This is a genomic window from Pelagerythrobacter aerophilus (assembly GCF_003581645.1).
GTDB classification, from domain to species: Bacteria; Pseudomonadota; Alphaproteobacteria; order Sphingomonadales; family Sphingomonadaceae; genus Pelagerythrobacter; species Pelagerythrobacter aerophilus.
This window is the reverse complement of record NZ_QXFK01000017.1, coordinates 49,965-74,907: the sequence shown is the minus strand read 5'-3', so window position 1 is coordinate 74,907 and position 24,943 is coordinate 49,965. Positions and strand designations below refer to the sequence as shown.

General features: G+C 67.5%; 24 protein-coding genes. 7 read left to right on the top strand and 17 right to left on the bottom strand.

All coding sequences use genetic code 11. The features are described from left to right. Positions 1–76: 76 nt before the first annotated feature. The gene (locus D2V04_RS10605) at positions 77–883 is read left to right on the top strand and encodes a TerC family protein (protein ID WP_119513667.1); all 807 of its coding nucleotides are present in this window, start codon (positions 77–79) and stop codon (positions 881–883) included. Continuing rightward, positions 880–1,320 (top strand): TIGR01244 family sulfur transferase, encoded by a 441-nt coding sequence (locus D2V04_RS10600; RefSeq protein WP_119513666.1) that lies wholly within the window; start codon positions 880–882, stop codon positions 1,318–1,320. The genes D2V04_RS10605 and D2V04_RS10600 overlap by 4 nt, the downstream gene beginning before the upstream one ends. On the opposite strand, the gene D2V04_RS10595 is transcribed toward D2V04_RS10600, so the two are convergent. After that, positions 1,321–2,742, bottom strand: coding sequence for an amidohydrolase (locus tag D2V04_RS10595; protein ID WP_119513665.1), 1,422 nt, complete (start codon positions 2,740–2,742; stop codon positions 1,321–1,323). Between the two features lie 98 nt (positions 2,743–2,840). On the opposite strand from D2V04_RS10595, the gene D2V04_RS10590 reads away from it, so the two are divergent. From D2V04_RS10590 to D2V04_RS10580, 3 genes are read left to right on the top strand one after another with little or no spacing between them, the layout of a single operon-like run. Next, on the top strand, positions 2,841–3,239 hold the full coding sequence (locus D2V04_RS10590) for a hypothetical protein (RefSeq protein WP_119513664.1): 399 nt from the start codon (positions 2,841–2,843) through the stop codon (positions 3,237–3,239). 11 nt (positions 3,240–3,250) lie between these two features. After that, the gene (locus D2V04_RS10585; protein WP_119513663.1) at positions 3,251–4,186 is read left to right on the top strand and encodes a sterol desaturase family protein; all 936 of its coding nucleotides are present in this window, start codon (positions 3,251–3,253) and stop codon (positions 4,184–4,186) included. A gap of 24 nt (positions 4,187–4,210) precedes the next feature. Further along, positions 4,211–5,797, top strand: coding sequence for a GMC family oxidoreductase (locus tag D2V04_RS10580; RefSeq protein ID WP_119513662.1), 1,587 nt, complete (start codon positions 4,211–4,213; stop codon positions 5,795–5,797). 252 nt (positions 5,798–6,049) lie between these two features. Here the strand turns inward: D2V04_RS10580 and D2V04_RS10575 are convergent, their stop codons facing one another. The 4 genes from D2V04_RS10575 to D2V04_RS10560 form a co-directional block, all read right to left on the bottom strand. Continuing rightward, positions 6,050–7,375, bottom strand: coding sequence for an ammonium transporter (locus D2V04_RS10575; RefSeq protein ID WP_119513661.1), 1,326 nt, complete (start codon positions 7,373–7,375; stop codon positions 6,050–6,052). Between the two features lie 29 nt (positions 7,376–7,404). Further along, positions 7,405–7,743, bottom strand: coding sequence for a P-II family nitrogen regulator (locus D2V04_RS10570; protein WP_119513660.1), 339 nt, complete (start codon positions 7,741–7,743; stop codon positions 7,405–7,407). Positions 7,744–7,895: 152 nt separating this feature from the next. Then, positions 7,896–8,594, bottom strand: a complete 699-nt coding sequence (locus D2V04_RS10565; RefSeq protein WP_119513659.1) for an endonuclease/exonuclease/phosphatase family protein — start codon at positions 8,592–8,594, stop codon at positions 7,896–7,898. A gap of 118 nt (positions 8,595–8,712) precedes the next feature. After that, a complete protein-coding gene (locus tag D2V04_RS10560; protein ID WP_119513658.1) occupies positions 8,713–10,233 on the bottom strand; it encodes a peptide chain release factor 3 in 1,521 nt (506 codons plus the stop codon). Between the two features lie 143 nt (positions 10,234–10,376). Here D2V04_RS10560 and D2V04_RS10555 point away from each other — a divergent pair, with 143 nt between their 5' ends. Continuing rightward, positions 10,377–10,982, top strand: a complete 606-nt coding sequence (locus tag D2V04_RS10555) for a hypothetical protein (protein ID WP_147391811.1) — start codon at positions 10,377–10,379, stop codon at positions 10,980–10,982. 6 nt (positions 10,983–10,988) lie between these two features. Here the strand turns inward: D2V04_RS10555 and D2V04_RS10550 are convergent, their stop codons facing one another. The 10 genes from D2V04_RS10550 to glpX form a co-directional block, all read right to left on the bottom strand. Then, positions 10,989–11,741, bottom strand: coding sequence for an SDR family NAD(P)-dependent oxidoreductase (locus tag D2V04_RS10550; protein WP_119513656.1), 753 nt, complete (start codon positions 11,739–11,741; stop codon positions 10,989–10,991). Next, positions 11,738–14,131, bottom strand: a complete 2,394-nt coding sequence (pheT, locus tag D2V04_RS10545; RefSeq protein WP_119513655.1) for a phenylalanine--tRNA ligase subunit beta — start codon at positions 14,129–14,131, stop codon at positions 11,738–11,740. The genes D2V04_RS10550 and pheT overlap by 4 nt, the downstream gene beginning before the upstream one ends. Then, on the bottom strand, positions 14,128–15,240 hold the full coding sequence (pheS, locus tag D2V04_RS10540) for a phenylalanine--tRNA ligase subunit alpha (protein WP_119513654.1): 1,113 nt from the start codon (positions 15,238–15,240) through the stop codon (positions 14,128–14,130). The genes pheT and pheS overlap by 4 nt, the downstream gene beginning before the upstream one ends. A gap of 64 nt (positions 15,241–15,304) precedes the next feature. Then, complete coding sequence (locus tag D2V04_RS10535) at positions 15,305–16,186, bottom strand: AraC family transcriptional regulator (protein ID WP_119513653.1); 882 nt, start codon at positions 16,184–16,186, stop codon at positions 15,305–15,307. A 158-nt stretch (positions 16,187–16,344) separates the two neighbouring features. Next, positions 16,345–16,704, bottom strand: coding sequence for a 50S ribosomal protein L20 (rplT, locus tag D2V04_RS10530; protein WP_119513652.1), 360 nt, complete (start codon positions 16,702–16,704; stop codon positions 16,345–16,347). A gap of 31 nt (positions 16,705–16,735) precedes the next feature. Further along, the gene (gene rpmI, locus D2V04_RS10525) at positions 16,736–16,939 is read right to left on the bottom strand and encodes a 50S ribosomal protein L35 (protein WP_119513717.1); all 204 of its coding nucleotides are present in this window, start codon (positions 16,937–16,939) and stop codon (positions 16,736–16,738) included. Between the two features lie 174 nt (positions 16,940–17,113). Continuing rightward, positions 17,114–19,120, bottom strand: coding sequence for an LTA synthase family protein (locus D2V04_RS10520; RefSeq protein WP_119513651.1), 2,007 nt, complete (start codon positions 19,118–19,120; stop codon positions 17,114–17,116). Between the two features lie 36 nt (positions 19,121–19,156). Next, a complete protein-coding gene (gene hisN / locus D2V04_RS10515) occupies positions 19,157–19,969 on the bottom strand; it encodes a histidinol-phosphatase (RefSeq protein WP_119513650.1) in 813 nt (270 codons plus the stop codon). Then, positions 19,969–20,904 (bottom strand): ribose-phosphate pyrophosphokinase, encoded by a 936-nt coding sequence (locus D2V04_RS10510; RefSeq protein ID WP_119513649.1) that lies wholly within the window; start codon positions 20,902–20,904, stop codon positions 19,969–19,971. The genes hisN and D2V04_RS10510 overlap by 1 nt, the downstream gene beginning before the upstream one ends. 124 nt (positions 20,905–21,028) lie before the next feature. Continuing rightward, positions 21,029–22,012 carry a class II fructose-bisphosphatase gene (gene glpX / locus D2V04_RS10505; RefSeq protein ID WP_119513648.1) on the bottom strand — a complete coding sequence of 328 codons (984 nt, stop codon included), beginning with the start codon at positions 22,010–22,012 and terminating at the stop codon, positions 21,029–21,031. Between the two features lie 56 nt (positions 22,013–22,068). Between glpX and D2V04_RS10500 the strand changes: the two genes are divergently transcribed. Further along, entirely contained in the window at positions 22,069–22,614 is a 546-nt protein-coding gene (locus tag D2V04_RS10500) for a hypothetical protein (protein WP_119513647.1), read from the top strand. A 3-nt stretch (positions 22,615–22,617) separates the two neighbouring features. Here the strand turns inward: D2V04_RS10500 and D2V04_RS10495 are convergent, their stop codons facing one another. Together D2V04_RS10495 and D2V04_RS10490 are read right to left on the bottom strand one after the other, a co-directional pair. After that, on the bottom strand, positions 22,618–23,928 hold the full coding sequence (locus D2V04_RS10495) for a homoserine dehydrogenase (RefSeq protein WP_119513646.1): 1,311 nt from the start codon (positions 23,926–23,928) through the stop codon (positions 22,618–22,620). Between the two features lie 89 nt (positions 23,929–24,017). After that, positions 24,018–24,860: a hypothetical protein gene (locus tag D2V04_RS10490; protein ID WP_324186875.1), complete on the bottom strand. Its 843-nt coding sequence runs from the start codon at positions 24,858–24,860 to the stop codon at positions 24,018–24,020. Positions 24,861–24,943: the final 83 nt, after the last annotated feature.

Below are 24,943 nucleotides of genomic sequence, written 5' to 3'. Positions count from 1 at the left end.
TTGTGACATTTTGGCATTGCGCCTCGCGCTCTCAGGGACGCTTGCCTGCGACTCGCGCTTGGGGCATCAGGCGCGCATGGACATCGTCGCGCTCCTTTCCGACCCGGCCGCATGGGCAGCATTGCTCACCCTGATCGCACTCGAGGTCGTCCTCGGGGTCGACAATCTGATCTTCATCGCGATCCTGTCGAACAAGCTGCCCGAGCACCAGCAACAGCGCGCGCGCCGCATCGGACTCATGCTCGCTCTCATCATGCGGATCGGCCTGCTTATGCTGATCGGCTGGATCGTGACGCTGCAGACGCCGCTGTTCGATCTCGGGCTGGAGGGCGCGCCCAACCAGTACGGTGAGCCCAGCTTCGAGACCGCGTTCTCCGGCCGAGATATGATCCTGCTCATCGGCGGTCTCTTTCTGCTGTGGAAGGCGACCAAGGAAATCCACCACTCGATGGAGCCTGCCGATCCTTCGGGCGACCTGCTCGACAAGACGCCCGGCATCGCGGCTGCGGCGACCGCCACTTTCGGCGCGGTGATCGCGCAGATCGTCGCGATCGATATCGTCTTCTCGGTCGATTCGATCCTCACCGCGGTGGGCATGACCGACGATATTCCCATCATGGTGACCGCCGTGGTGATCACCGTCGGTATCATGATGATCGCCGCCGATCCGCTGGCCCGCTTCATCGAGAAGAACCCGACGCTGGTGATGCTCGCGCTCGCCTTCCTGGTGATGATCGGCCTGGTGCTGATCGCCGACGGCTTCGGGTTCCACGTTCCCAAAGGTTACATCTACGCCGCTATGGCCTTCTCGGTCGGGGTCGAGCTGCTCAACATGATGCAGCGCAACCGGCGCGCGAAGACCGCACGGGAGACATCGCAATGAGCGATTTCCGCACGCTGAGCGACACGGTTCTCGCGAGCCCGCAGATCGACCTGGAAGACATCGCGGCGGCCCGGGCCGAAGGGGTGACGCTGGTGATCAACAACCGACCCGATGGCGAATCGGAGGACCAGACCCCGGGCGCCGAAATCGAAGCCGCGGCGCGCGCCGCTGGGCTCGACTATATCGCCATCCCCATCGGCGGCTCGGGCTTCGGCGAACGGCAAGTGCAAGCGATGGCCGATGCGCTCGCGGAGGCGAACGGCAAAGTGCTTGCCTATTGCCGCTCGGGCACGCGTTCCACACTGCTGTGGTCGCTTGCTCAGGCGCAAGACGGGCGCGATCCGGAAGAGATCGCCGCCGCCGCCGCCGCCGCGGGCTACGATATCACGCCGGTGCGCCCGGCGATCGACATGCTCGCCGCCCGCGCCCGCGGCTGATCACTTGCGGAAATCGAGCGGCGGATCACGGTCGCCGAGCAGCGAGCGGTACTCGTAGTTTTCCCCGCGAGCCGCGTCGAACTCGGCGCGGGCCTGCGCACGAAGCTCGGGGTTGGTGTAGAGCTCGATCGCGGCCAGCGTCATCGTCTTGGCCGCCAGTTGTGCGCCCTTGTAGCCGATCGTCGTGCCGCTCGCCGCCGCCGACTGCCAGCTGTGTGCCGATGTGCCGGGCACCCATGTGGCGATGCGCAGGCCCACCGTGGGCGTGGCCCAGGAAACGTCGCCGACATCGGTCGAACCGTAGCCGAGCGACTTCTTGTACGGCTGTATCTCACCCGCGCTGGCAAGCGGCTCGGCCGCATCGCCCAAACTCTTTGAAAGCTGCTCGGCCCAGCCCCGTTCTTCCGCCGTATATTCGACGCCGCCGACGCGCCGCAGCTTGGCGTCCATCATCTTTGCCAGCGTCTCGTTCACCAGCAGCGGGTTGTTGCCGTGGATGATCTCCCATTCGACTTCGGTCCCGGTGCCCATGGCGGCACCTTGCGCGGCGGCTTCGAGCCGCTTCCACATCGCCTCGACCTCGGCGGTGTCCGAATGGCGCACGTAATAGAACACCTCGGCGAAGTCGGGGATCACATTCGGCGCGGTTCCGCCTTCGGTGATGACGTAGTGGATGCGCGAATCCATCGTCGTGTGTTCGCGCATCATGTTGACCATCATGTTCATCGCCTCGACCCCGTCGAGCGCCGAGCGGCCCTGCTCCGGCGCGCCCGCGGCATGCGCGGAGCGTCCGCGGAAGCGGAACTTGGCCGAGCGATTGGCGAGGCTGGTCTGCGCCGCTGCGCTATTCTCGTCGTCGGCATGCCAGTGGATCGCGATGTCCACGTCGTCGAACAGCCCCGCGCGCGTCATGTAGACTTTGCCCGATCCGCCTTCTTCGGCCGGGGTGCCGTAGAACCGGATGCGGCCGGGGGTACCGGTCGCCTCTAGCCATTGCTTCACGGCGATGGCGGCGGTGAGCGAGCCGGCACCGAACAGGTTGTGCCCGCAGGCGTGCGCCGCGTGCTTGCCGGTCACAGCCTCGCGCAGCGGCGAGGCCGACTGGCTGAGGCCCGGCAAGGCATCGAACTCGCCGAGAACGGCAATCACCGGACCTTCGTTGCCGTATTCGGCGACGAACGCCGTAGGGATGCCGGCGACGCCTTTCTTCACCGTGAAGCCGTTGGCCTCGAGCTCCGACTGAAGCAGCGCGCTCGACTTCGTTTCCTGATAGCCGACCTCCGCCCATTCCCAGAGCTGACGCGCAACCCGTTCGGTGCGGTCGTATTGCGCGTCGACCGCCTCCACGGCATCGAACGTCTGCGCGAAGGCAGGCTGCGCCACCAGCGCAGCGGCGGCGAACAGAAACGCGGCTTTCCTCATCGATCTCTCCCTCTGTCGGGGACGGTCTAAAGCGCGCCTGCCGATTTGCAAACGTCGACCGCTCGACAGGTCCGCGGGTGCGTGGCAGATCGCGAGCGATGGACCTCGACCTCCTCCTGCGCCTCGGCGGCTCGCTTCTTGCGATCCTCGCGCTCGCTGGGCTTGCCTGGAAGCTCCGTCTCGGTGGCGACTTGCGGATCCGCGACGAGGCCCATGCGCGCGAACTGGCGGAAGAGGCGGTGTACGGGTTCGAGGCGGTCGACGTGGCGATCGACCGGTCGGGCCATGCTGCGCTGCTGCGCGACGCGGGCGATCGCGTCCTGCTGCTACGCCGCCACGGGGCGCACTTCGCTGCCCGGCTGCTGACCGACCATACCCATGCGCGGCTCGACCGGAACCTGCTCGTCGTCGGTACGGCGGAGAGACGCTTCGGCGAAGTCACGCTCGACCTCGGCGCGCAGGCGCAGTATTGGGCAGCAAGCCTCAGGAGGCTGTGAACCGGTCCATCATGCCCGATTTTTCGCCCGTCGATTACGCGATCCCCGCCTTCGTGCTGCTCGTCCTCGCCGAGATGCTGTGGGCGTGGAAGCGGCGGCCGGAAGCCTATGAACCGAAAGACACGCTGACGAGCCTCGCCTTCGGGCTCGGCAGTACGGTCGCCGGCGTGCTGTTCGGCGGATTCGCCCTGCTCGTCTTCCTCGCCGCCTACGAGTACCGTCTGTTCGACATCGGCTGGGCCTGGTGGGCGTGGATCGCCTGCTTCGTGCTCGACGATCTCGCCTACTACTGGGTCCACCGCGCGGGGCATCGCGTGCGCTGGTTCTGGGCCAGCCACGTCAATCATCATTCAAGCCAGCACTACAACCTCAGCACCGCGCTACGGCAGACCTGGACCGGCGCCTTCACGCTCGGCTTCGCGTTCAAGCTACCGCTGGCGCTGGTCGGTTTCCACCCGGCGATGATCGCGATCTGCGCCGGATTCAATCTGATCTACCAGTTCTGGATCCATACCGAGGCGATTCAGCGGATGCCGCGCTGGTTCGAGGCGGTGATGAACACCCCCAGCCACCACCGCGTGCACCACGCGACCAACCCGCGCTACCTCGACCGCAACTATGCCGGCGTGTTCATCGTGTGGGACCGGATGTTCGGCACTTTCGAGCCAGAGAACGACGAGGAGCGGATTCGCTACGGCATCGTGAAGCAGCTCGGTTCGTTCAACCTGCTGTGGTCGGTGTTCCACGAATGGGTCGGCATGCTGGAGGACATCTGGCGTGCACCGTGGCGACACAAGCTGTCCTACCTCCTGCGCGAGCCCGGCTGGTCGCACGATGGCAGCCGCGAAACTTCGGACATGATCCGCGCGCGCTGGCGCCAGGGGCACGGCGGCGAACGAAAGGTTCCAAACGAAAACCCGATTGCCGCGGAGGGCGAGCCTGCCTAACCATTCTCCCGGGGAGGATGGAATATGGCGGAATTCGACGTGATCGTGATCGGCGGCGGTAGCGCGGGCAGCGCGGTCGCCGGGCGGCTGGCGGAGGACGGCAGGCGCAAGGTCTGCCTGCTCGAAGCGGGCGGGACGAACGACAACTTCCTGGTCAAGACGCCGGGCTTCATGCCCTTCCTGCCCAAGGCGGCGAACTACCGCTACGAAACGGTGCCGCAGAAGGGGCTGAACGGCAGGACCGGCTATCAGCCGCGCGGGCGTGGCCTTGGCGGATCGAGCGCGATCAACGCGATGATCTATATCCGCGGGCACGCATGGGACTACGACAACTGGGCCGCGCTCGGTTGCGCCGGTTGGGCGTACAAGGACGTGCTGCCGTACTTCAAGCGCGCCGAGGGCAATGTGCGCGGCGCGGACGAATTCCATGGCGGCGACGGCCCCCTATGCGTCTCCGACCAGAAATGGCCCAACCCCGGCAGCATGGCTTTCGTCGACAGCGCGGCCGCGCTGCAGCTTCCGGTGAACCACGACTTCAACGGGGCGAAGCAGGAAGGCTTCGGGCTCTACCAGGTGACCCAGAAGGGCGGCGAGCGCTGGTCCGCGGCGCGGGCCTATGTCGAACCGCTGCGCGATCACGCGAACCTTGCGGTGATGACGGGAACGCTGGTGGAGCGGATCATGATCGAGGATGGCCGCGCAACCGGCGTGACCATCCGGCGCGGCGGCAAGCGCGAGACGCTGCGCGCGCGGGGCGGCGTCGTGCTCTCCGCCGGCGCCTTCAACAGTCCGCAGATTCTGATGCTCTCCGGCATCGGTCCCGCCGGACATTTGCGGGAGCACGGGATCGAGGTCGTGCGGGATCGCCCCGCAGTTGGCAGCGACTTGCAGGACCATATCGACTACGTCTCGAGCTGGGAGACCGAGAGCCGCGACTTCATCGGCGACAGCCTCGCCGGCACATGGCGCATGTTGAAGGCAATCGCGGAGCACCGCCGCCGCCGGACCGGCGTGATGACCACGCCTTATGCCGAGGCGGGCGGGTTCTGGCGCGTCATGCCCGATTCCCCGGCACCCGACGTGCAATGGCACTTCGTGCCGGCCATGCTCGAAGATCACGGGCGGACCAAAGTCAAAGGCCACGGCTTCTCGCTCCACGCCTGCGTGCTGCGGCCCGAGAGCCGGGGAACCGTGCGGCTCGCTTCGTCCGATGCGGCCGCGGCTCCGGTGATCGATCCCAACTTTCTCGCCGACGAGCGCGACATGGCCGTGCTGCGCGCCGGCGTGCGGCTGTCGCATCGGATCGTCGACGCCCCGCCGATGAGCGGATACCGCCCGAAAGACCGCTACCCGATCGATCTCGCCGACGACGATGCGCTCGACGAGCTGATCCGCAACCGGGCCGACACCGTCTATCACCCAGTCGGGACCTGCCGAATGGGCGCGGACGAGGATGTGGTGGTCGATCCCACGCTCAAGGCCCGCGGAATCGACGGCCTGTGGGTCGCCGACGCCTCCATCATGCCTCGGCTCATCGGTGGCAACACCAATGCACCCAGCATCATGATCGGTGAGCGCTGCGCGGATTTCATGAACCGCAGCCTGGCCTGAGCCTGAGCAATCCTCCCCTTTTTGGCTGCGCAAATGTCCCGGTCCGCCGCAGGCGGATCGCAAGGGCGACCGCCCACCGGAGCGCTCCGCGCGGAGGATAGCCAAGCGCGCGGATGCGCGCGCCGGCACTTGAGGCACAAAAAAAGGGCCGGAGCGGCTGGCTCCGGCCCATGAAGGCGGTGTTCGCAGGAGGAACACTGGCGGGCGGACCGAAGATGGAGAGGAGAGCCTCCGGTCCGCCGAACTTGTGTGTCAGTTGTAGGCGCGCTCCCCGTGCTCGGAGATGTCGAGCCCGTCGACTTCGGTCTCTTCCGAAACCCTGAGGCCCATCAGCGCCTTGACGATCAGTCCGGCCACAAGCGTGCCGACGCCCGCCCAGAGGATCGTGACGAGCACACTGAACACCTGGATGCCGAGCTGCGCGCCGAGGGCGGTCGAGCCGTCGCCGGGGCCGCCCAGGAAGGGCTGATAGACCACCGCCGTGCCGATCGCACCGACGATGCCGCCCACGCCGTGGATGCCGAAAGCGTCGAGCGAGTCGTCGTACCCGAACTTCGCCTTCACTTTCGCCACGGCAAAGTAGCACACCGTCGAGGAGAGGATGCCGAGCAGGATCGCGCCGAACGGGCCCGAGTTGCCGGCCGCCGGGGTCACCGCGACGAGGCCGGCGATCACGCCCGAGCAGAAGCCGAGCGCGGACCCCTTGTGACCCGCGAGCCGCTCGATCACCATCCAGGCCAGTGCCGCAGCCGCGGTGGCGACGAACGTGTTGATCATCGCCAGACCCGCTGAACCGTCGGCTTCCAGCGCCGAGCCGGCGTTGAATCCGAACCAGCCAACCCACAGCAGGCCGGTGCCGACCATCGTCAGCGTCATCGAGTGCGGCGGCATCGGCTCGGCCGGATAGCCGCGGCGCTTGCCGAGCAGGTACGCGAGCACCAGCCCCGAGACGCCGGCATTGATGTGGACCACCGTTCCTCCGGCGAAGTCCAGAGCGCCGTCCTCGAACAGCAGCCCGCCGCCTGCCCAAACCATATGTGCGATCGGAAAATAGACGATCGTCAGCCAGATCGGCACGAAGGCCATCAGCGCGGAGAACTTAAGCCGCTCGGCCGTGGAACCGAGGAACAGCGCAGCGGTGATCGCGGCGAACGTCATCTGGAAGCTGATGAAGACGTACTTGCTGATGACTTCGTCGGTGAAGGTCGCGGCGGTGCTGCTCGCGTCGGTTCCGGCGAGGAAGTAGCTGCCCCCGCTGATGAACAGGCCCAGCGTGCCTTCATAGGTCGTGTCGCCGAAAGCGAGCGAATAGCCCCACATGACCCAGATGAGCATGGCCAGCGCCGCGGTGGCGCCGACCTGGGTCATCGTCGAGAGCATGTTCTTCTGCCGCGTGAGCCCGCCGTAGAACAGCGCGAGGCCGGGCAGGATCATCATCAGGACGAGGACCGTCGCGGTCATCATCCATGCGTTGTTGCCCGGATTGGGCACGGCGGCCGCGTCCTGCGCGAATGCGGGCGCGGCGGCGAACAGCGCGGCGCCGAGCGCGCCTGCACCGCAAAGCATGTTGCGGATCATCGTCTGGTCCCTCTTGTCTCTTGCCGCGCTCACAACGCGGTATCCCCTGTTTCGCCGGTGCGGATGCGGGTCGCCTCGGCGAGATCGAAGACGAAGACCTTTCCGTCACCGATGCTCTTCGTGCTCGCCGTCTGCGTGATCGTCTCGACCACTTGCGGCGCAAGATCGTCGCTGGCCGCGATCTCGATCTTCACCTTGGGCAGCATGTTGGTGGAGTATTCGGCCCCGCGGTAGATTTCCGTCTGGCCCTTCTGCCGTCCGAAACCCTTGACCTCGGATACGGTCATGCCGGCGATGCCGATCGCTCCGAGCGCCTCGCGCACTTCGTCGAGCTTGAACGGCTTGATGATGGCGATGATGAATTTCATCGATCCCCCCTGGCTGTCCGCCGGAACACCCCGGCTCCATCAAAGGCAGCAAAACGCGTGCCAGTTGGGAATTTTTCTTTATTTGCAGACCGGAGTGCGCAATTCGGTTGCGCCCAGCCCCACTTATCTGCTCATACTTTAGGCTGTGCCTACTATTTATGCATTTCAAGCATGGCCCAGACCGGTAGATGGTCGGACGCCTGCACGGCCAGCGCGCTGTGGTGGACCGCGGCCGTGTGCACATCCCATTCGCCCGAGGCGATGATCCGGTCGAGCCTCGCCACCGGCTGGCGGCTGGGGAAGCTGCGCCCCGGATCGAGCAGTTGCCAGCCATCGCCGAACTCACGCATCGCTCCGCTGCGCGCACCCCACTGGTTGAAATCGCCGAGCACCACGGTCGGGCAGCCGGTCTCGCACTCGCCGTGATGCGCCAAAATGGCCTTGATCTGGTCGCGCCGCCTGAGGCCGGAGAGGTCGAGGTGCGTCCCTATCACGCGAAGACGGCGCCCTTCGCACTCGACATCGGCTCGGACCGCCCCGCGCGGCTCCAGCGTGGGCAGGTCGAGCGGCTCGGCCTCGATCACGTCGTATTCGCGGCGTACCAGGATCGCATTGCCGTGCCAGCCGAGGCTGCGCGGCCTCTTCGCGAGTTGGACCGGCTTCCACGGTGTGTCGTCGAGCGCGGCGCGCGACAGCACGCTCGCCCGGTCGCCGATCCGGCGGTCGACTTCCTGCAAGGCGATCACATCGGCGTCGATCTCGCGCAGCACGGAAATGATCCGGTCGGGATCGCGCCGCCGGTCGAGCCCGACGGCCTTGTGAATATTGTAGCTGGCGAACCTGAGCTGCACGGGAGAAGAAACGCGGCCTAGCGCCGATCGGTGCCGAGTGCACCGCATGGTCGGTCGCGGCGCGGCATATCTGCAGGATCGCCCATCGGCAGCGTTCTAGGGCCCTGCGACCGGCCTGTCACCGCTCCTTGGTGGCAGAGAAAGTCAGGTCCGGGTTCTTTTCCTGCTGGTAGCCGACGTCCCACGGGCTCTTGGCCATGAAGACCAGATCGCCGTCGCGGTCGCGCGCGAGATTGGCGCGGTTGAAGCCCTCGAACTCCCCCAGCGTCTTGGCATCACCCTTGAGCCAGCGGGCCGTGGCGAAGGGGGCGGGCTCGAGGTTGGCCTCGACCTTGTATTCCGCCTCCAGCCGGCTGACGAGCACATCGAGCTGGAGCTGACCCACGACCCCGACGATCCACTGCGCGCCGATCTCGGGATAGAAGACCTGGATCACGCCCTCTTCGGACAAGTCGTCGAGCGCCTTGCGAAGCTGCTTGGTCTTGGTCGGATCCTTGAGCACCACCCGCCGCAGGATTTCCGGTGCGAAGTTGGGCAGGCCGGTAAATCGGATCTGGTTCTTCTCGCTCAGCGTGTCGCCGACGCGCAGCGTGCCGTGGTTGGGAATGCCGATGATGTCGCCCGCTTCCGCCGTATCGGCCAGCTCCCGATCCTGCGCGAAGAACAGGATCGGCGAGTGGATCGCGATCGGCTTGCCCAGCCCGCTCGGGGTCAGCTTCATGCCGCGTTTGAAGGTGCCGGAGACCTGCCGCATGAAAGCGATGCGGTCACGGTGGTTCGGGTCCATGTTGGCCTGGACCTTGAAGATGAAGCCGGTGACCTCGTCCCGCTCAGGGCTCACCTGCTCCTCGCCCGCCGGCTGGGGGCGCGGCGGCGGGGCATGAGTCGCGATCGCCTCGATCAGTTCGGTGACGCCGAAGTTCTTGAGCGCGCTGCCGAAATAGACCGGCGTGAGATCACCGTTGCGGTAGGCTTCGAGATCGAATTCGGGATAGCCGATCCGCGCCAGCTCGGCCTCCTCAGCGACCTCGTCGGGGAGCGCGGCATCGGCTTCGCGCTTGCCCCGGAACTCCTTGCTCGGCCCTTCCGGCCGGCTGACTTCGCCGGACGCGAAGTCGAGAACGCCCTGGAAGGTGCCGCCCATGCCGACCGGCCAGCCCTGCGGCGACACGTCGAGCGCCAGCGTATCGGCCACTTCGTCGAGCAGTTCGAAGCCGCTCTTGCCCTCGCGGTCGACCTTGTTGACGAAGGTGATGATCGGCACCGAACGCAGGCGGCAGACCTCGAACAGCTTGCGCGTCTGCGGCTCGATCCCCTTGGCCGCGTCGATCACCATGATCGCCGAATCGACCGCGGTCAGCGTGCGGTAGGTGTCTTCCGAGAAGTCCTCGTGCCCCGGCGTGTCGAGCAGGTTGAAGGTGATCCCGTCCCGCTCGAAGGTCATGACCGAGCTGGTCACCGAGATACCGCGCTGCTGCTCGATCTTCATCCAGTCCGACCGCGCCCGCCGCGCCTGCCCCCGCGCCTTGACCTCGCCCGCGAGATGGATCGCGCCGCCCTGAAGCAGCAGCTTCTCGGTCAGCGTGGTCTTGCCCGCGTCGGGGTGGGAGATGATGGCGAAGGTGCGGCGGTTGGACATGGCCGGCGCCCGTAGCCGCGCAGAGCGATTTCGTCCACTCGCTGGAGAGGTGCCGATACGGCATCACGCGCGCTGCGCGGCTGAACCGATCGGCAATGGCCCGGTGCTACCGGTCCCGAAGGGTCGGGCAGGGGAATCGCATCATGCGTATGAAATCCATCCTTCTCGCCTGCGCGGGCGCCATGCTTCTCGCGGGCTGCGGCACGGGCGAGTATTACGAGAAGACGCCGCAAGAGGTGAGCTCGGCGCTCAAGTCGGCCTATCTGCCGGTTCATGTGCTCGGCAGCACGGTCGTCAACAGCCGTGTCTCGCAGCCCGACCGCAACACGGTCGTCACTGCACTGCTCGACCGGAATGGCAGCGAGCTGATGCGCTTCGTCACCACGCTGACGCCTGACGGCACGGGCACCCGCGTCGCCACCGAAATCCGGCCACCTGAGGGGCGAAACAAGGATCGGGCCGGCGCGGCGATGAAGGCCAATGGCTTCGCCATGGGAATGATGGAGAAGCTGGCCGAGGAGCACGTCGCCGCCGCGATCAAGGGGCGCCCGTTCGACATGACTTTCGGCACGCCGCCGATGGCGAAAGGCATGATGGGAGCAGTGCCCGGCATGTCGGAACGGATCGACGCCGCGAACGAGGCAGCCGCGGAATTCTCGCGCTACCAACAGGAGGCGGAATTCGAACGCGAGTACGGCGACGACTGGGGCCGCAGCGCCGGCGATGCCGCCGACGGCTGGGGCGAATAGACCCGCTCAGTTCTCCCGCGCGACCTGGAAGCCGGCGAAGCTCTGGCTCACCGGCATCAGTTCGAGCGTGTTGATGTTGAGGTGTGGCGGCAGCTCGGCGACCCAGCGGACGGTTTCCGCGATGTCTTCGGCCGTCATCGGGTCCGCGCCGCCATAGAGCCGCTCATGTGCCTCGTGGTTCCCGCCGGTACGCACCAGGGTGAACTCGGTCTCCACCATGCCGGGCTCGATCGAGGTCACGCGCACGCCGGTGCCGTGCAGGTCGGCGCGCAGGCCGAGCGCGAACTGGCGCACGAAAGCCTTGGTCCCGCCGTAGACGTTGCCGCCGGTGTACGGGTAGTTCGCCGCTACGGACGAGATATTGACCACCCCGCCCTTGCGCCCGATCAGGCCTGGGAGGAGCTTGTGTGTGAGCGAGACAAGCGCCGTCACGTTGGTCTCGATCATGGTCTTCCAGTCCGCCAGGCTGGCGTCCTGAGCAGGTGCGGTGCCGAGCGCGAGGCCGGCGTTGTTCACCAGCAAATCGATACCCGCGAACGCTTCCGGCAACGCATCGAGCGCGGCGTCGCGCGCCGCCTCGTCGCGCACGTCGAACACCGCGGCATGGACTTTGTCCGCCCCAAGTTCGGCGACCAGCTTCTCCAGCCGCTCCGCCCGGCGGCCGGTGGCGATGCAGCGCCAGCCGCTGGCGACGAGGGTGCGCACGCAGGCTTCTCCGATTCCGGCGGTCGCTCCGGTGACGAGTGCCGTCCTGCTCATGCTCGCAACTCCGCGCCCTGCTTGCCCGCCGCGGCGACGATCCGGTCGGAGATCGCCTTGATTTCCCCGTCGGTGAAGCTCTTCTCGCCCGGTTGCAGCACGACCTCGACCGCGACCGATTTCCGGCCCTCGGGCACGCCCTGTCCGGCAAAAACGTCGAACACCCGCGCATCGACGATCGCCTGCTTGTCCGCGCCCTTGACCGCGCGCACGAGATCACCGGCCGCTAGATCGGCCGGAACGAGGAAGGCGAAGTCGCGTGTGACCGGCTGCAATGCGGGCGGCGCATAGGCCTGGCGAGCGAAGGTGCCGCCGCCCTTCTTCGCGGGGATTGCCTCAAGGAAGATCTCGACCGCGACGACCGGCCCTTCGATGTCGAATGCCTTGATCGTGTTCGGGTGCAGCGCGCCGAAGCGGGCCAGCACGTTCTTGGGGCCGAGCCGCAGGGTCGCCGACTGTCCGGGATGGAACTGCGGCCCCGCCTCGCCCATGACCATCAGATTGCCGACCGGTGCCCCGGCGGCTTCGAGCAGGGCTTCGGCCTCGGCCTTGGCATCGTAGGCATCGACGCCCTGCGCCTTGCCCGTCGCCCAGCCGCGCGGCGTCTTCTCGCCGGCGAGGATCACGCCGAGCGTCGGGCGCTCGTCGCTTGCCCCACCTTGCCCACGGAAATAGCGGCGGCCGATCTCGAACAGGCGGGCGCCGGCAGCGCCCCGATCCGCGTTGCGCTTGGCCGCGGCGAGCAAGCCGGGGAGCAGCGATGGGCGCATGGCCTTCATGTCCTCGCTGATCGGGTTCTCGAGAATCCACAGACCGCCGTTGCCTTCCGCGAAGTGGTCGGCGTCGGCTTCGGGAAGGAAGGACCAAGTCACCGCCTCATTCAGACCGCGTGCGGCGGCCGTGCGGCGCAGCTTGCGCTCGATCTGCTGCAACGGTGTGGCGGTCGGCTTCGCCACCCCTTCAGCCCGTGGCAGCGCGACGCTTTCGACTTTGTCGAGACCATGGATGCGGACGACCTCCTCGACGAGGTCGGCCGGCCCTTCGATGTCGTGACGGCGCAAAGGGCAAGTGACCTGCCAGCCGTCGTCGACGCGGAAATCGAGCGCTTCGAGAATGCGGCGCTGCTCGGCCTCGGCGATCTCGATTCCGCCGAGCCGCCGCGTCAGCGCCGGGTCGAAAGCGATCACCTTCGGCGTGATCGGGGGCGCCCCCGCGCGCACGATCTCGCTCGCCTCGCCGCCGCAGATTTCCAGGATCAGTCCGGTCAGCAGAGCCAGCCCGTCGTCGAGGAAGGCTGGGTCCACCCCTCGTTCGAAACGCGTGCGCGCATCCGAGGTGAGGCCGAGCTTGCGGCCCGTCACCCCGATCCGTTCGGGGTCGAAATAGGCGATCTCGAGGAGCACGTCGGTCGTGCCTTCGCTCACCCCCGAATGCTCGCCGCCCATGATGCCGGCGATGTCGTGGACGCCGGCGTCGTCGGCGATCACGGTCATCGTTTCGTCGAGCGTGTAGGTCTTCTCGTTGAGCGCGAGCACCTTCTCGCCGGCCCTGGCGCGCCGCGCGACCACCGGGTCGCTCAGCTTCGCCAGGTCGTAGGCATGTGCCGGCCGGCCGAAGCCGAGCATCAGATAGTTGGTAAGGTCGACGATCGCGCTGATCGGCCGCTGGCCCGCGGCGAGCAACCGCCGCTGCATCCATTCGGGGCTTGCGTCATTGCGCACCCCCTTGATCACCCGACCATAGAACGCGGGGCAGCCTTCGGGATCGTCGGTGCGGATATCCACCGGGCAAGCGCCCGTGCCTGCAATCCCGGGCACTGTTACAGGCTTGAGCGTGCCCAGCCCGGCCGCCGCCAGATCGCGGGCGATGCCGTAGACGCCCATGCAGTCCGGGCGGTTGGGCGTGATCGCAACGTCGAACACCGGGCTCGCGCCGTGATAGTCGGCGAAGGCCGTTCCCACCGGCGCGTCGGCCGGCAGTTCGATGATGCCGCTATGCTCGTCGCCCAGTTCTAGCTCGCGCACCGAGCACATCATGCCGTTCGATTCGACCCCGCGGATCGCGCTCTTGCGCAGCTCCATGCCGTTCGCGGGCACCACCGCGCCGGGCAGGCCGAGCACGCCCTTCATGCCGGCCCGCGCATTGGGCGCGCCGCACACGACCTGCAGCGGCGCGCCCTCGCCGGTGGAGACGGTGAGTACCTGCAGCTTGTCGGCATCGGGATGCGGACCGGCAGTCAGGACTTCGGCCACCCGGAAACCGGCGAGCCGTTCGGCCGGGTCCTCGATCTCCTCGACCTCATGCCCGATCGCATTGAGCGTGGCCGCGATCTGTGCGGCGCTCGCCTCGGTCTCGAGGTAGTCCTTCAGCCATTCGAGCGAGAACTTCATGCGCGCGCTCCCACGCCGGCCGAGAGGGACGGCTGATCGAACGCCGAGAAGCCATAGTGGGCGAGCCAGCGTGCGTCGCCGTCGAAGAAGGCACGCAAATCGTCCATGCCGTACTTCAGCATGGCAAGGCGGTCGACGCCCAGCCCCCAGGCGAACCCCTGCCACTCATCAGGATCGAGCCCGGCGAATTCGAGCACCCGGCGATTGACCATGCCGCTGCCGAGCAGCTCCATCCACCCGTGACCGGGGGCGTCGCCATCGCCGCCGAGCACGCGGCGCCTGATTCCATTGGCGTTCACCTCTTGCCAGCCGACATCGACCTCCACCGACGGTTCGGTGAAGGGGAAGTAGCTCGGGCGCAGGCGGAGCACGATATCGTCGCGTTCGAAGAAGGCCTTGAGGAAAGTCTCCAGCGTCCACTTGAGGTGCCCCAGATGGATGTCACGGTCGATCACCAGGCCTTCGATCTGGTGGAACATCGGCGTGTGCGTCGCGTCGCTGTCGGAGCGATAGACGCGGCCCGGCGCGATGATCCGGATCGGAGCGCCCTGTTCCGCCATGCTGCGGATCTGTACCGGCGAGGTGTGCGTGCGCAGCAGCATCTGCCGACCCTCCGCGTCGCGATCGGGAAAGTAGAACGTGTCGTGCATCGCCCGCGCCGGATGGGTCTCGGCCATATTGAGCGCGGTGAAGTTGTGCCAGTCGTTCTCGATTTCCGGGCCGGTGGCGACCGAGAAGCCGAGGTCGGCGAAGATCTCCGCCAGTTCGTCCATCACCTGGCTGACCGGATGGACCGAGCCACGCGGCGCCTGGGGTGCGGGCAGCGAGAGGTCGAGCGTCTCGCTCGCCAGCCGGCGGTCCAGCTCGGCATTCTCCAGCGCGGCCTTGCGCGCGGCGATCGCATCGGCGACTTCGCCCCGCGCCGCCTGGATCGCCGGCGCCTGGCTCTGCCGCTCCTCGGGTGACATCTGGCCGAGCGTCTTGAGCAGCAGGCTGATCCAGCCTTGCTTGCCCAGCGCCTCGACACGCAGCGCCTCGAGCGCGTCCAGAGTTTCGGCGGCGTCGATGGCCGCGATCGCTTGGTCCTTGCGGGTTTGCAGTTCACTCATCGCGATGGCCCGCTAGCGCCAAATCCGCGCCAACGCAAAGCGCCATCGCGCGCGCGGGCCAGCGTCAGCCGCGACCGGGGCTATCGAGCGTCTGCACCGGGCTGCCGTGGAGGCGGAGACGTTCGCGCAGGAAGCTGGCTATGACGGGATGATCCATCGCCGCATATTCGCTCGGCGCCATGCCGAGGAACGCGTGGCAATCGCGCACGAAATGGGACTGGTCGCAATAGCGCCCGTCGATCGAGCCGCTCCAGCGCGCATCGGGCTGGACCATGAAGGCGGCGAGGCTGCGCATGAAGCGCTGGCGCCGCAGGAGCAGCTTGGGCGAAAAGCCGAACGCACGGTGCGAAATCCGCTCGAGCGTGCGCTGGTTGAGGCCCGTCCGCTCGGCCAGTGTGGCGACGTCGGGCAGGTCTTCCTCCAGCAGCATCGCGTGGATCGCCTGAATGCGCGGGTCTTCGGGGCCGTGCCGGGGCGCTTCATGGCGGAAGAACGCGACCAGCCGGTCGTATTCGCGGCTCTCGCGCTCCGCACTGCCGGTCAGCTCGTCCGCGAGCGGTACGAAAGGTGCGAAGGCCGGCTCGGCACGGCCGTCGAACACGCGATTGGCCATCCGATCGGCGGGGCAGTCGATGAACGTGCTCCAGCCCAGCGGCAGAAGCCCGATGCCCCAGATGCGCGTGTTGCCCAGCGTGAATTCAAGCGGGCTCGTGCTGGGGCCGGTGGGGACGAAGTCGGCGCCGCGGACTTCGTCTCCGCTCACCGAGCGGGTGACGGGCAGATCGCCTGTGAAGAAGCGCAAGTTGCCCCATTCGGGCTGCAAGGCATCGGCCACCCGCTCGCCGTGCGCGACGGTGATCTCGACCCGGTAGAAGGTCGTGAAGAACCTCGCGAGATCCGCTGGCGGTGCGTGGAAGCGCACCGCGATGTCGCATTGCGTCGCCATCCCTGTTGCTCGCGCCCGTTTTGCCCCCTGCCTGCGCAGGATACCGATGGCAGGGAGCGGTGGGAAGCGACTAGGCCCCAAAAAACTTAGAGGGCGCGGAAGGCGATGTGCCTGCCGCGCCCTCTCTTGAGCATCGATGGGTTCGAAACTCTAATGCGTCAGGCCGGAAGGGCCTTCTTCGCCTGGGCGATGATCGACTGGAAGGCGCCGCCTTCGTTCATCGCCAGGTCGGCCATGACCTTGCGGTCGAGCTCGATGCCGGCGAGCTTAACGCCGTGCATGAACTGCGAGTAGGTCAGGCCCTCGGCGCGAACCGCCGCATTGATGCGCTGGATCCACAGCGCGCGAAAGTTGCGCTTCTTAACCTTGCGGTCGCGGTAGGCATACTGCCCGGCCTTCTCGACCGCCTGGCGGGCGATGCGAATGGTGTTCTTGCGGCGACCGCGATAGCCCTTGGCCTGGTCGAGAATCCGCTTGTGCTTCTGGCGCGTGGTAACGCCGCGTTTGATGCGAGGCATGTGCTGGTACTCCTAAATCCAAAAACCGGGCTCAATCGAGGCCGTAGGGGGCCCACTTCTTCACCGTGCGGCTGTCCGCATCGGACAGGACGGTGGTGCCGCGGTTCTGGCGGATGTACTTGGCGTTGTGGCTGATCAGGCGGTGGCGCTTGCCGGCGACACCATGCTTGACCTTGCCGGTCGCGGTGAGCTTGAAGCGCTTCTTCACGCCGCTCTTGGTCTTCAGTTTGGGCATTTTCGTCTCCTGTTTCAGAAACACGTCCTAGCCAGCCCTGGCAGCCCTTTCGGCCAGACCGGCAGATGTATGCGTGTCGGTGAAGCGCGCGCCATTAGGCACAAACGGGGCAAATGGCAAGCGCGATGAACGGGCGCTCGTTCGCGTAGCGCGTCCGGGCGTAGAAACGGCTTCTCAGCGCTCGCCGCGCTGGCGTGCGCGCCAGCGTTCGGACCCCCAGCGGGCGATCAGGGCCTCGATCCGCGCCTTGGCCGCGCCGGTGAAAGTCGTGTGCGGGGCGCATTTGTGGCGTTCAACCAGACAGGCCTCGCCGGTGTCGAGGCGCAGGCGGGTGAGCGTGCCTTTCCCCGCCAGCCCGATCGCGGTCGGCGTGTCGAGCGGACCGATGTGGAGGAAAGGAGCGGCTGCCGGCGCGGACGGCGATTCGCCGCGGAGCGCCGCGGTCAGGATCGCGCGATAGTCGGCCAGCGCGAGCGGCGCAGGCGGCAGAAGACCCGGCCGGTTGGCGACCAGCATCGTGCCGAACTGGCGCGTGTTGATCACGTGGCCGTGGCCGAGAAAGCCGTCCTCGAACAAGTCTTCGCCGTGATCGCCGGTGACGATCAGCAGGGTATCGTCCCACACACCCTTGGCCTTGAGCCGCCGGACGACTTCGCCGAGCCAGGCATCGGCGTTGGCGACCGCATTCCAGTACGTCGCCTGCACGTCCTCCGCACGGGCGGCACCGATCGCACCGCGCTCGATGGGCGCGTCGGTGACGCGCGCCGGAACGCCGTCGTGATGATAAGGGAAGTGCGGCGACTGAAAGTTGAAATAGGCGAAGTGAGGCCGTGCCTGCCAATCCTCTTTACCGAGCGTTCGGTCGAAGGCGGCGAGCAGGTGGCTTTCGTCGACTAGCAGGCTGCCTTGTGCGGCGAAGTCGAACGCGCGCTTGTCGCGCAAACCCTCGGCATCGACATAGACGTCGGCGCTCTCGCGCATGCCGACCGTTTCGGAAATGCCGCCGAAATCCTCCGGTTGGCCCGAGAACACCCCGATGCGATAGCCGCTCGCCTTCAGGTCGCGGAACAGCGACGGGTCGCCCGTGCGCGGGGCGAGCTGGCCGGAGAAGATCGACTTGAGCGATTCGGTGGTGAAGCCGACGTGGCTGTAGGCGGGATAGGCCGCACTGCCCGCCGCCGCGAGCACCTCTAGGTTTGGCGCGACCGGCTTGCCGTTTATGCGCTTGCCAAGCACGTCGCCGCGGGTCGATTCCATCACCACGATCACCACGTGCGGACGATCCCCCGTGAAGACCTGAGGTCCGAGCGGCGCCGCGAGCGGCACGAGCGCGAGATCGCCGCCGTAGCCGTCCTCGTCCACGCCATTGCCGGGTACGTCTAGAGCGAGCGGATGGCGGCTGCCGTCGAACGGCGCCGTGTCGTGCTGGATGCCGAACAGACCATAGCCGTCGAGGTCCACGTCGCTCGCGAGGTCGAGCGTGCCCGTGAGCGCCTGCCAGGCGAGCGTGCGGTTGAGCCCGAAAGCCGCGTCGTTGCCGGTGCGCGGGATGGCGAAGGCAGCGGTGAGAAATAGGACGATCGCCGCGACATACAGCGAGCGCCGAGGGGCGCTCAAGCGCTGCATGTCCGGCGGCAGCAGCCGCGCGAGCAGCTTCCATGCGGCCCAGGCGCCCGCCGCCAGCGCGGCGAGCGCGAGCAGCGCCACACCGATCTCGCTCAGTCCGAACAGGATCGCGTCGACCAGGCTCCCGCCGCCGAGTTGCTTGAGAAGGGCGAAGCCGACCGCATCGCTGAAGTAGGAATGGAGTTGGTACTGCGCGGCCAGCAGCCCGCAGAACAGCGCGCCGCCCACCAGCGCGAAGACGAAGCACGGTGCCCAGGCGGGGCCGCGACGCGCGAGGTGCAGCGAGAGCGCCCATCCGGCCAGCCCGATCACCGCCTGCGCAGCGGCATAGCCTGCCAGGAACAGTGCGATCTCTCCCGGCGCGTCAACCGCCCGCGACTGGCCGAAACCGCCGGTGAACAGGCCGTACTTGCGGTCGGCTAGCGCCAGCTCGATCAGCGAGACGAGCATCATCAGCGCGAAAGGGAACGCGGCTGCCAGGCGCACCCAGGCCCCACGTGCACGCGGGGCTTCGGGCTCGGGGAAAAGGCCGCCGTCGAAAGCTGTCGTCGCCATGCGCGCGAGGGTTAGCGCGCAGGGCTTAGCATTTGGCTAACCGTGCGAGTGCCCGTGTCCTGCCCCGGGCGCAGCACCGGCCATCGCCTCGATCACGTCCTCGAGCCGCGCAGGATCGCCGATCGCAAGCACTTCGCCGGTCGAATGGGCGTTGAGCGGTTCGCCCTGCCAGTCGCACATCGTTCCGCCGGCGCCTTCGACCACTGGCACGAGCGCCGCGAAATCATGCAGTTGCAGGCCGGCCTCGCACACCAGGTCCATATGGCCCGAGGCGACGAGACCGTAGCTGTAGCAATCGCCGCCATAGACGATCTTCCGCTCGGCCACCGCCTTGGCGAGGCTCATGAAGGCATCGACCTGCTCACCCGAAAAGCAATGCGGGCTGGTCGTGCCAAGCACCGCGTTGGAGAGCTCCGGACAGGACGCCGAACGAACCGGCTTGCCGTTGAAAGTCGTCTCGTGACCGACGCGCCCGACCCAGCGCTCGCGCAGCACCGGCTGGTCGATCACGCCGAGCACCGGCCAGCCGCCTTCCATCAGCGCGATCAGCGTGCCGAAGATCGGCCGCCCGGCGATGAAGCTGGTCGTGCCGTCGATCGGATCGAGCACCCACTGGCGCGCGGCACCCGGATTGCGGTTGCCGTATTCCTCGCCGATAATTCCGTCGTCGGGCCGCTCGCTTTCGATGATCGCGCGCATTGCCGCCTCGGCGGCGCGGTCCGCTTCGGTCACGAACGTCGCATCGCTCTTGCGCTCTTCCGCCCATTCGCCCCGGAACAGCGGCCGGATCGCCTCTCCGGCGGCATCGGCCAGCCGGTTGGCGAGCGCGAGATCGCTGACGCTCACCATCAATCGAACAGGCTGGAGACCGAGCTCTCGTCGGCGATGCGGCGGACGGCTTCGCCGATCAGCGGGGCGACCGTGAGGATGCGGATCTTGGCGGAGTCCTGTGCCGCGTCGGTCGGGCGGATCGTGTCGGTGATGACCAGCTCGGTCAGCGCCGAGCCGTCGACCCGCGCCACCGCGCCGCCCGAGAGAACGCCGTGAGTGATATAGGCCGCAACCGAGGTAGCACCCTGATCGAGCAGGGCCTGCGCCGCGTTGCACAGCGTGCCGCCCGAATCGACGATGTCGTCGATCAGGATGCAGTGCCGCCCCTTGACCTGGCCGATGATGTTCATGACCTCGCTCTCGCCCGGGCGGTCGCGGCGCTTGTCGACGATCGCGAGCGGCGCGTTGTCGAGCCGCTTGGCCAGCGCGCGGGCGCGGACCACGCCGCCAACGTCGGGGCTGACGACCATCAGGTCACGGTCGCCGTAGCGCGCCTGGATGTCGGCGGCCATGACTGGTGCGGCGTAGAGGTTGTCGGTGGGGATGTCGAAGAAGCCCTGGATCTGCCCGGCGTGGAGATCGACCGCAAGCACGCGGTCGGCCCCCGAATGGGTGATCAGGTTGGCGACCAGCTTGGCCGAGATCGGTGTGCGCGGGCCGGGCTTCCGGTCCTGCCGGGCATAGCCGAAGTAGGGCACGACCGCCGTGATCCGCTTGGCCGAGGCGCGCTTGAGCGCGTCGATGCAGATCAGCAGCTCCATCAGGTTGTCGTTGGCCGGGAAGCTGGTCGGCTGGATCAGGAAGACATCCTCGCCGCGCACGTTCTCGTGGATCTCGACGAAGACCTCCTCGTCGGCGAAGCGGCGGACGCTGGCGTCGGTCAGCGGCATCTCGAGATAGGCGGCGACCGCCCGCGCGAGCGGCAGGTTCGAGTTGCCGGACATGATCTTCATCGCGCGGGGTACCTTCGGTTGCTGCGGCGGGAATCGGTCCGCCCCGCTTAGCCGGGCGTCACGCGATTGCAACAGGGGGCACCCGATCCTCCCCGTTTTCGCCGTAAGGCGCAAATAGGGACGATCAGACCAACCGGTGCTCGCCCTTGATCCAGCGGACGGTGCCGCTGCTGGCGCGCATGACGACGCTTTCGGTGGTCATCTTGCCGCCGCGCAGGCGCTTCACGCCCTCGAGCAGCGAGCCCGAGGTGACGCCGGTGGCGGCGAAGATGCAGTCGCCCTTGGCGAGATCCTCCAGCTTGTAGATCCGGTCGAGGTCCTCGATGCCCCACTTGGCCGCGCGGCGCTTCTCGTCCTCGTTGCGGAACACCAGGCGGCCGTTGAACTGCCCGCCGACGCAGCGCAGCGCGGCGGCTGCGAGCACGCCTTCGGGCGCTCCACCCTGGCCCATGTACATGTCGATCGTGGTTTCCGGATTGGTCGTCGCGATCACCCCGGCAACGTCGCCGTCGCCGATCAGCACCACGCCGCAGCCGAGCCCGCGCAGCTCGGCGATCAGATCGGCGTGCCGGGGCCGGTCGAGCACGCAGACGATGATGTCCTTGGGCTCGACGCCCTTGGCTGCGGCCACGGCGCAGACGTTCTCGGTCGGCGTCTTGGCCAGATCGATGATCCCTTCCGGATAGCCGGGCCCGACCGCGAGCTTGTCCATGTAGGTGTCGGGCGCGTTGAGCAGGCAGCCCTCTTCTGCCGCGGCGAGCACCGCGAGCGCATTGGGGCCGGCCTTGGCGGTGATCGTGGTCCCTTCCAGCGGATCGAGCGCAATGTCGATCTTCGGCCCCTTGCCCGGGGCGCCGCCCACCTTCTCCCCGATGTAGAGCATCGGCGCCTCGTCGCGCTCGCCCTCGCCGATGACTACGGTGCCGTCGATATCGAGCTGGTCGAAAGCGTGGCGCATCGCCTCGACCGCGGCGGCATCGGCCGCCTTCTCGTCGCCGCGCCCGATCAGCTCGCTCGCGGCGATCGCGGCGGCTTCGGTGACGCGGACGAGTTCAAGCACGAGGACGCGATCGAGCTGCGAGCCGGCAGGCGGATTCTTGCTATTCATACTGGATTCAGTCCTCCGGGAGTGCTTGGAAGCGCGCTTAGACAGCGGGAGCGGGAATGTCGAGAAACCACCTGGCGTTTGCCGCCTGCCTCCTCTTCGCCGCACCCGCCGCGGCGCAGACGGGCGATCCGGACCCGGGTGTGACCGATCCGGTGGAGCAGGCGTTCGAGGCGACCCGCGACGCCTATGGCCCGCCGCCGCCTGCGGCCCCACAACCCGATTGCGAGCAGCCCGAGGGAGACGAGATCGTCGTCTGCGCGCGGCTGGAGGAACAATCGCAGTTTCGCATCCGCTCCGACGAAGACTCCGAGAACGAATACGCCGCGGCGACGATGAACAAGGGCGATCCCAAGGCGCCCGACGTTTCCGGGCCGGGAATCTTCAAGGGACCCGCCACCATCTCCGGCATGTGCGTGATTCCGCCGTGCCCGGCGCCGCCCGCCTACATGATCGACTTCGAGGAGCTGCCCGAGACCCCGCCCGGCTCCGACGCCGCGCGCGTCGGGCGCGGGCTTGCGCCGCGCGGCTACGACGGGGAGCCCGAGCCGGAGGAGCCGGCTTCCGAAGAGCCGGAACCCACAGCGGACCCGCCGCCGCAGTAGAGATCAGTCCCCGAGGATCTGCATCGACAGCGGCGGGGCAGTGAAGCTGTCGGAGCCGCGCAGAAGCTCGAGCGCGTGCTGCACGTTCCGCTCGGGACCCTCATGCGCGACCATTGCGACGAGGACCTCGCCGCCTTCCTCCTGCCGGCCCTGCTGGATCAGGCTTTCGATCGAGACGCCCGCGTCGCGCATCGCGGCGGTCATTTCGGCCAACACGCCCGGGCGGTCGGCGACCGTGAAACGCAGGTAGGTGCGGCCGGTGCGGTGCCCTGCCTCGGCGCGCGGCATAGGCGCCATCTCGGCCGAAGGGATCGAGAACGGCGCGCCGATCTCCCCTCGCGCGATGTCGATCAGGTCGGCGACGACTGCGCTCGCGGTTGGCCCGGCACCCGCGCCCGCGCCCTGGAACAGCAGGCGCCCGGAGAAATTGCCCTCGGCCACGACCGCGTTGGTCGCTCCGGTGACGTGCGCGAGCGGGTGGCCCTTGGGAACGAGGCATGGCCTGACCCGCTGGAGCAGCGCGGTCGTGCCGTCATCTCCCGCTTCCAGGTCGGCCATGCCGATCAGGCGCACGACGTAGCCGAGTGTGTCGGCGCGGGCGATGTCCTCGGCCCGCACGCGGGTGATGCCCTCGCAGGTCACGCCGGCGAAATCGACCTCGGCGCCGAAGCAGATCGCGGCCAGGATCGCGAGCTTGTGCGCGGCGTCGGTGCCTTCGATGTCGAAGGCGGGATCGGCCTCGGCGAACCCCTTCCTCTGTGCCTCGGCCAGCGTCTCGCCGAAGCCGGCGCCGGTCGCCTCCATGGTCGAGAGGATGTAGTTCGAGGTGCCGTTGAGAATGCCGTAGATGCGCCCGATGGCGTTCGCGGCCGCGCCTTCGCGCAGCGCCTTGACCACAGGAATACCGCCCGCGACCGCCGCTTCGAACTTGAGCGCCGTCCCCGCCCGTTCGGCGGCGGCGGCCAGTTCGGCCCCGTGGTGCGCGACCATTGCCTTGTTCGCGGTGACCAGCGCCTTGTCCGAAGCGATGGCCTTGCGGGCCAGCGCCAGAGCAGGCCCGTCCGATCCGCCAACCAGCTCCACCACCACGTCGACATCATCGCGCGCGGCGAGTTCGGCCATGTCATCGACCCAGGCGAAGGGCGAGAGATCGACGCCGCGGTCCTTGTGGCGCTCGCGCGCACTGACGGCGACGATCCGCATCTCGCGCCCGGAGCGGGCACGCAGCAGAGCGGCGTTGGTTTCGAGCAGGCGGATCACGCCCGCCCCCACTGTGCCGAGCCCGGCCAGCGCGATGCGCAGCGGCTCAGCCATGGCGGCGGCGTTGATTGGCGACGCGTTTCATGGCGCCGCCCCTAACCCGTGAGGCGGCGGCATGGGAACCAGTTTCACTTTGGCGCGCGCTAGCTGCGGTTGCGCCGGCAGGGCCCGAGGCTCTGCTGCACGAAGCGGAAGTCCTCCTCGGCCTGCGCGCGGGAGGCCGGGTCTTGCGCGATGTTGGCCTCGGCCGGGAGATCGTCGGGCAGGAAGCAGGCGATCCGGTACCAGGCGAGCGTGTCCCGGGACGGCGGACGGGCGGCCTGGTCGACGATCTCGGTCCACGACACACCCCATACCGGCGCCATGTTCGGGCGGCGGATGACCGTGATCGAGACCGGTCCGTCACCGTCGGTGTTCAGGAACATCTGGGTTTCGGATTCGCCGGCGAGATTGCCGGGCATCGAGAGAATATCGCGCACGCCGAGCACGGAAGGCGGCGCATCGGCAGCCGTCAGCTCCGTGAGGATCGGACGCAGGCGCCCCGCGAGCGCTTCGCTCCACCGCAACTGGGCGGTGGGCGCGATGAGCTGGATCTCGCCCGGCCGGCCCGCCGAACGGGCGAAGAGCACCACCTCCTGCTTCTTGAGCTTGGGGGGATCGCCATCCTCGTCCAGCGGCACGTCGACCAGGTAGCGGATCGATTCGCCGATCGGCTCCGAGCCGGAGATCAGCGCGAGCGTGCGTGCCTCGACATAGAGTCGCCCATAGCCGGGGCGCACGCCGGGCGCGCGTTCCGGACGGAGCAAGGCCTGCTCGCGAATCTGCGCGCGGATGACGAGATCGGCCGGGTCCGCGAGGTCGACCAGATCGGCATAAGTCGGCGCACCGGCCGCGGGTGCCTGCTGCGCAGCCGCCGGCGCGGCAGCCATCGCGAGGCCTGCGGCGAGCGCGAGCTTGAACTTGGTGAAATGATGCATGTCGGCCATAAAATTCCAGTTTTGAGGCATTTTTTGGAATGCGCGAAGCGTGACGCCGTTCCGTTTCCATTCACTCTTGCGATCGTGAATTC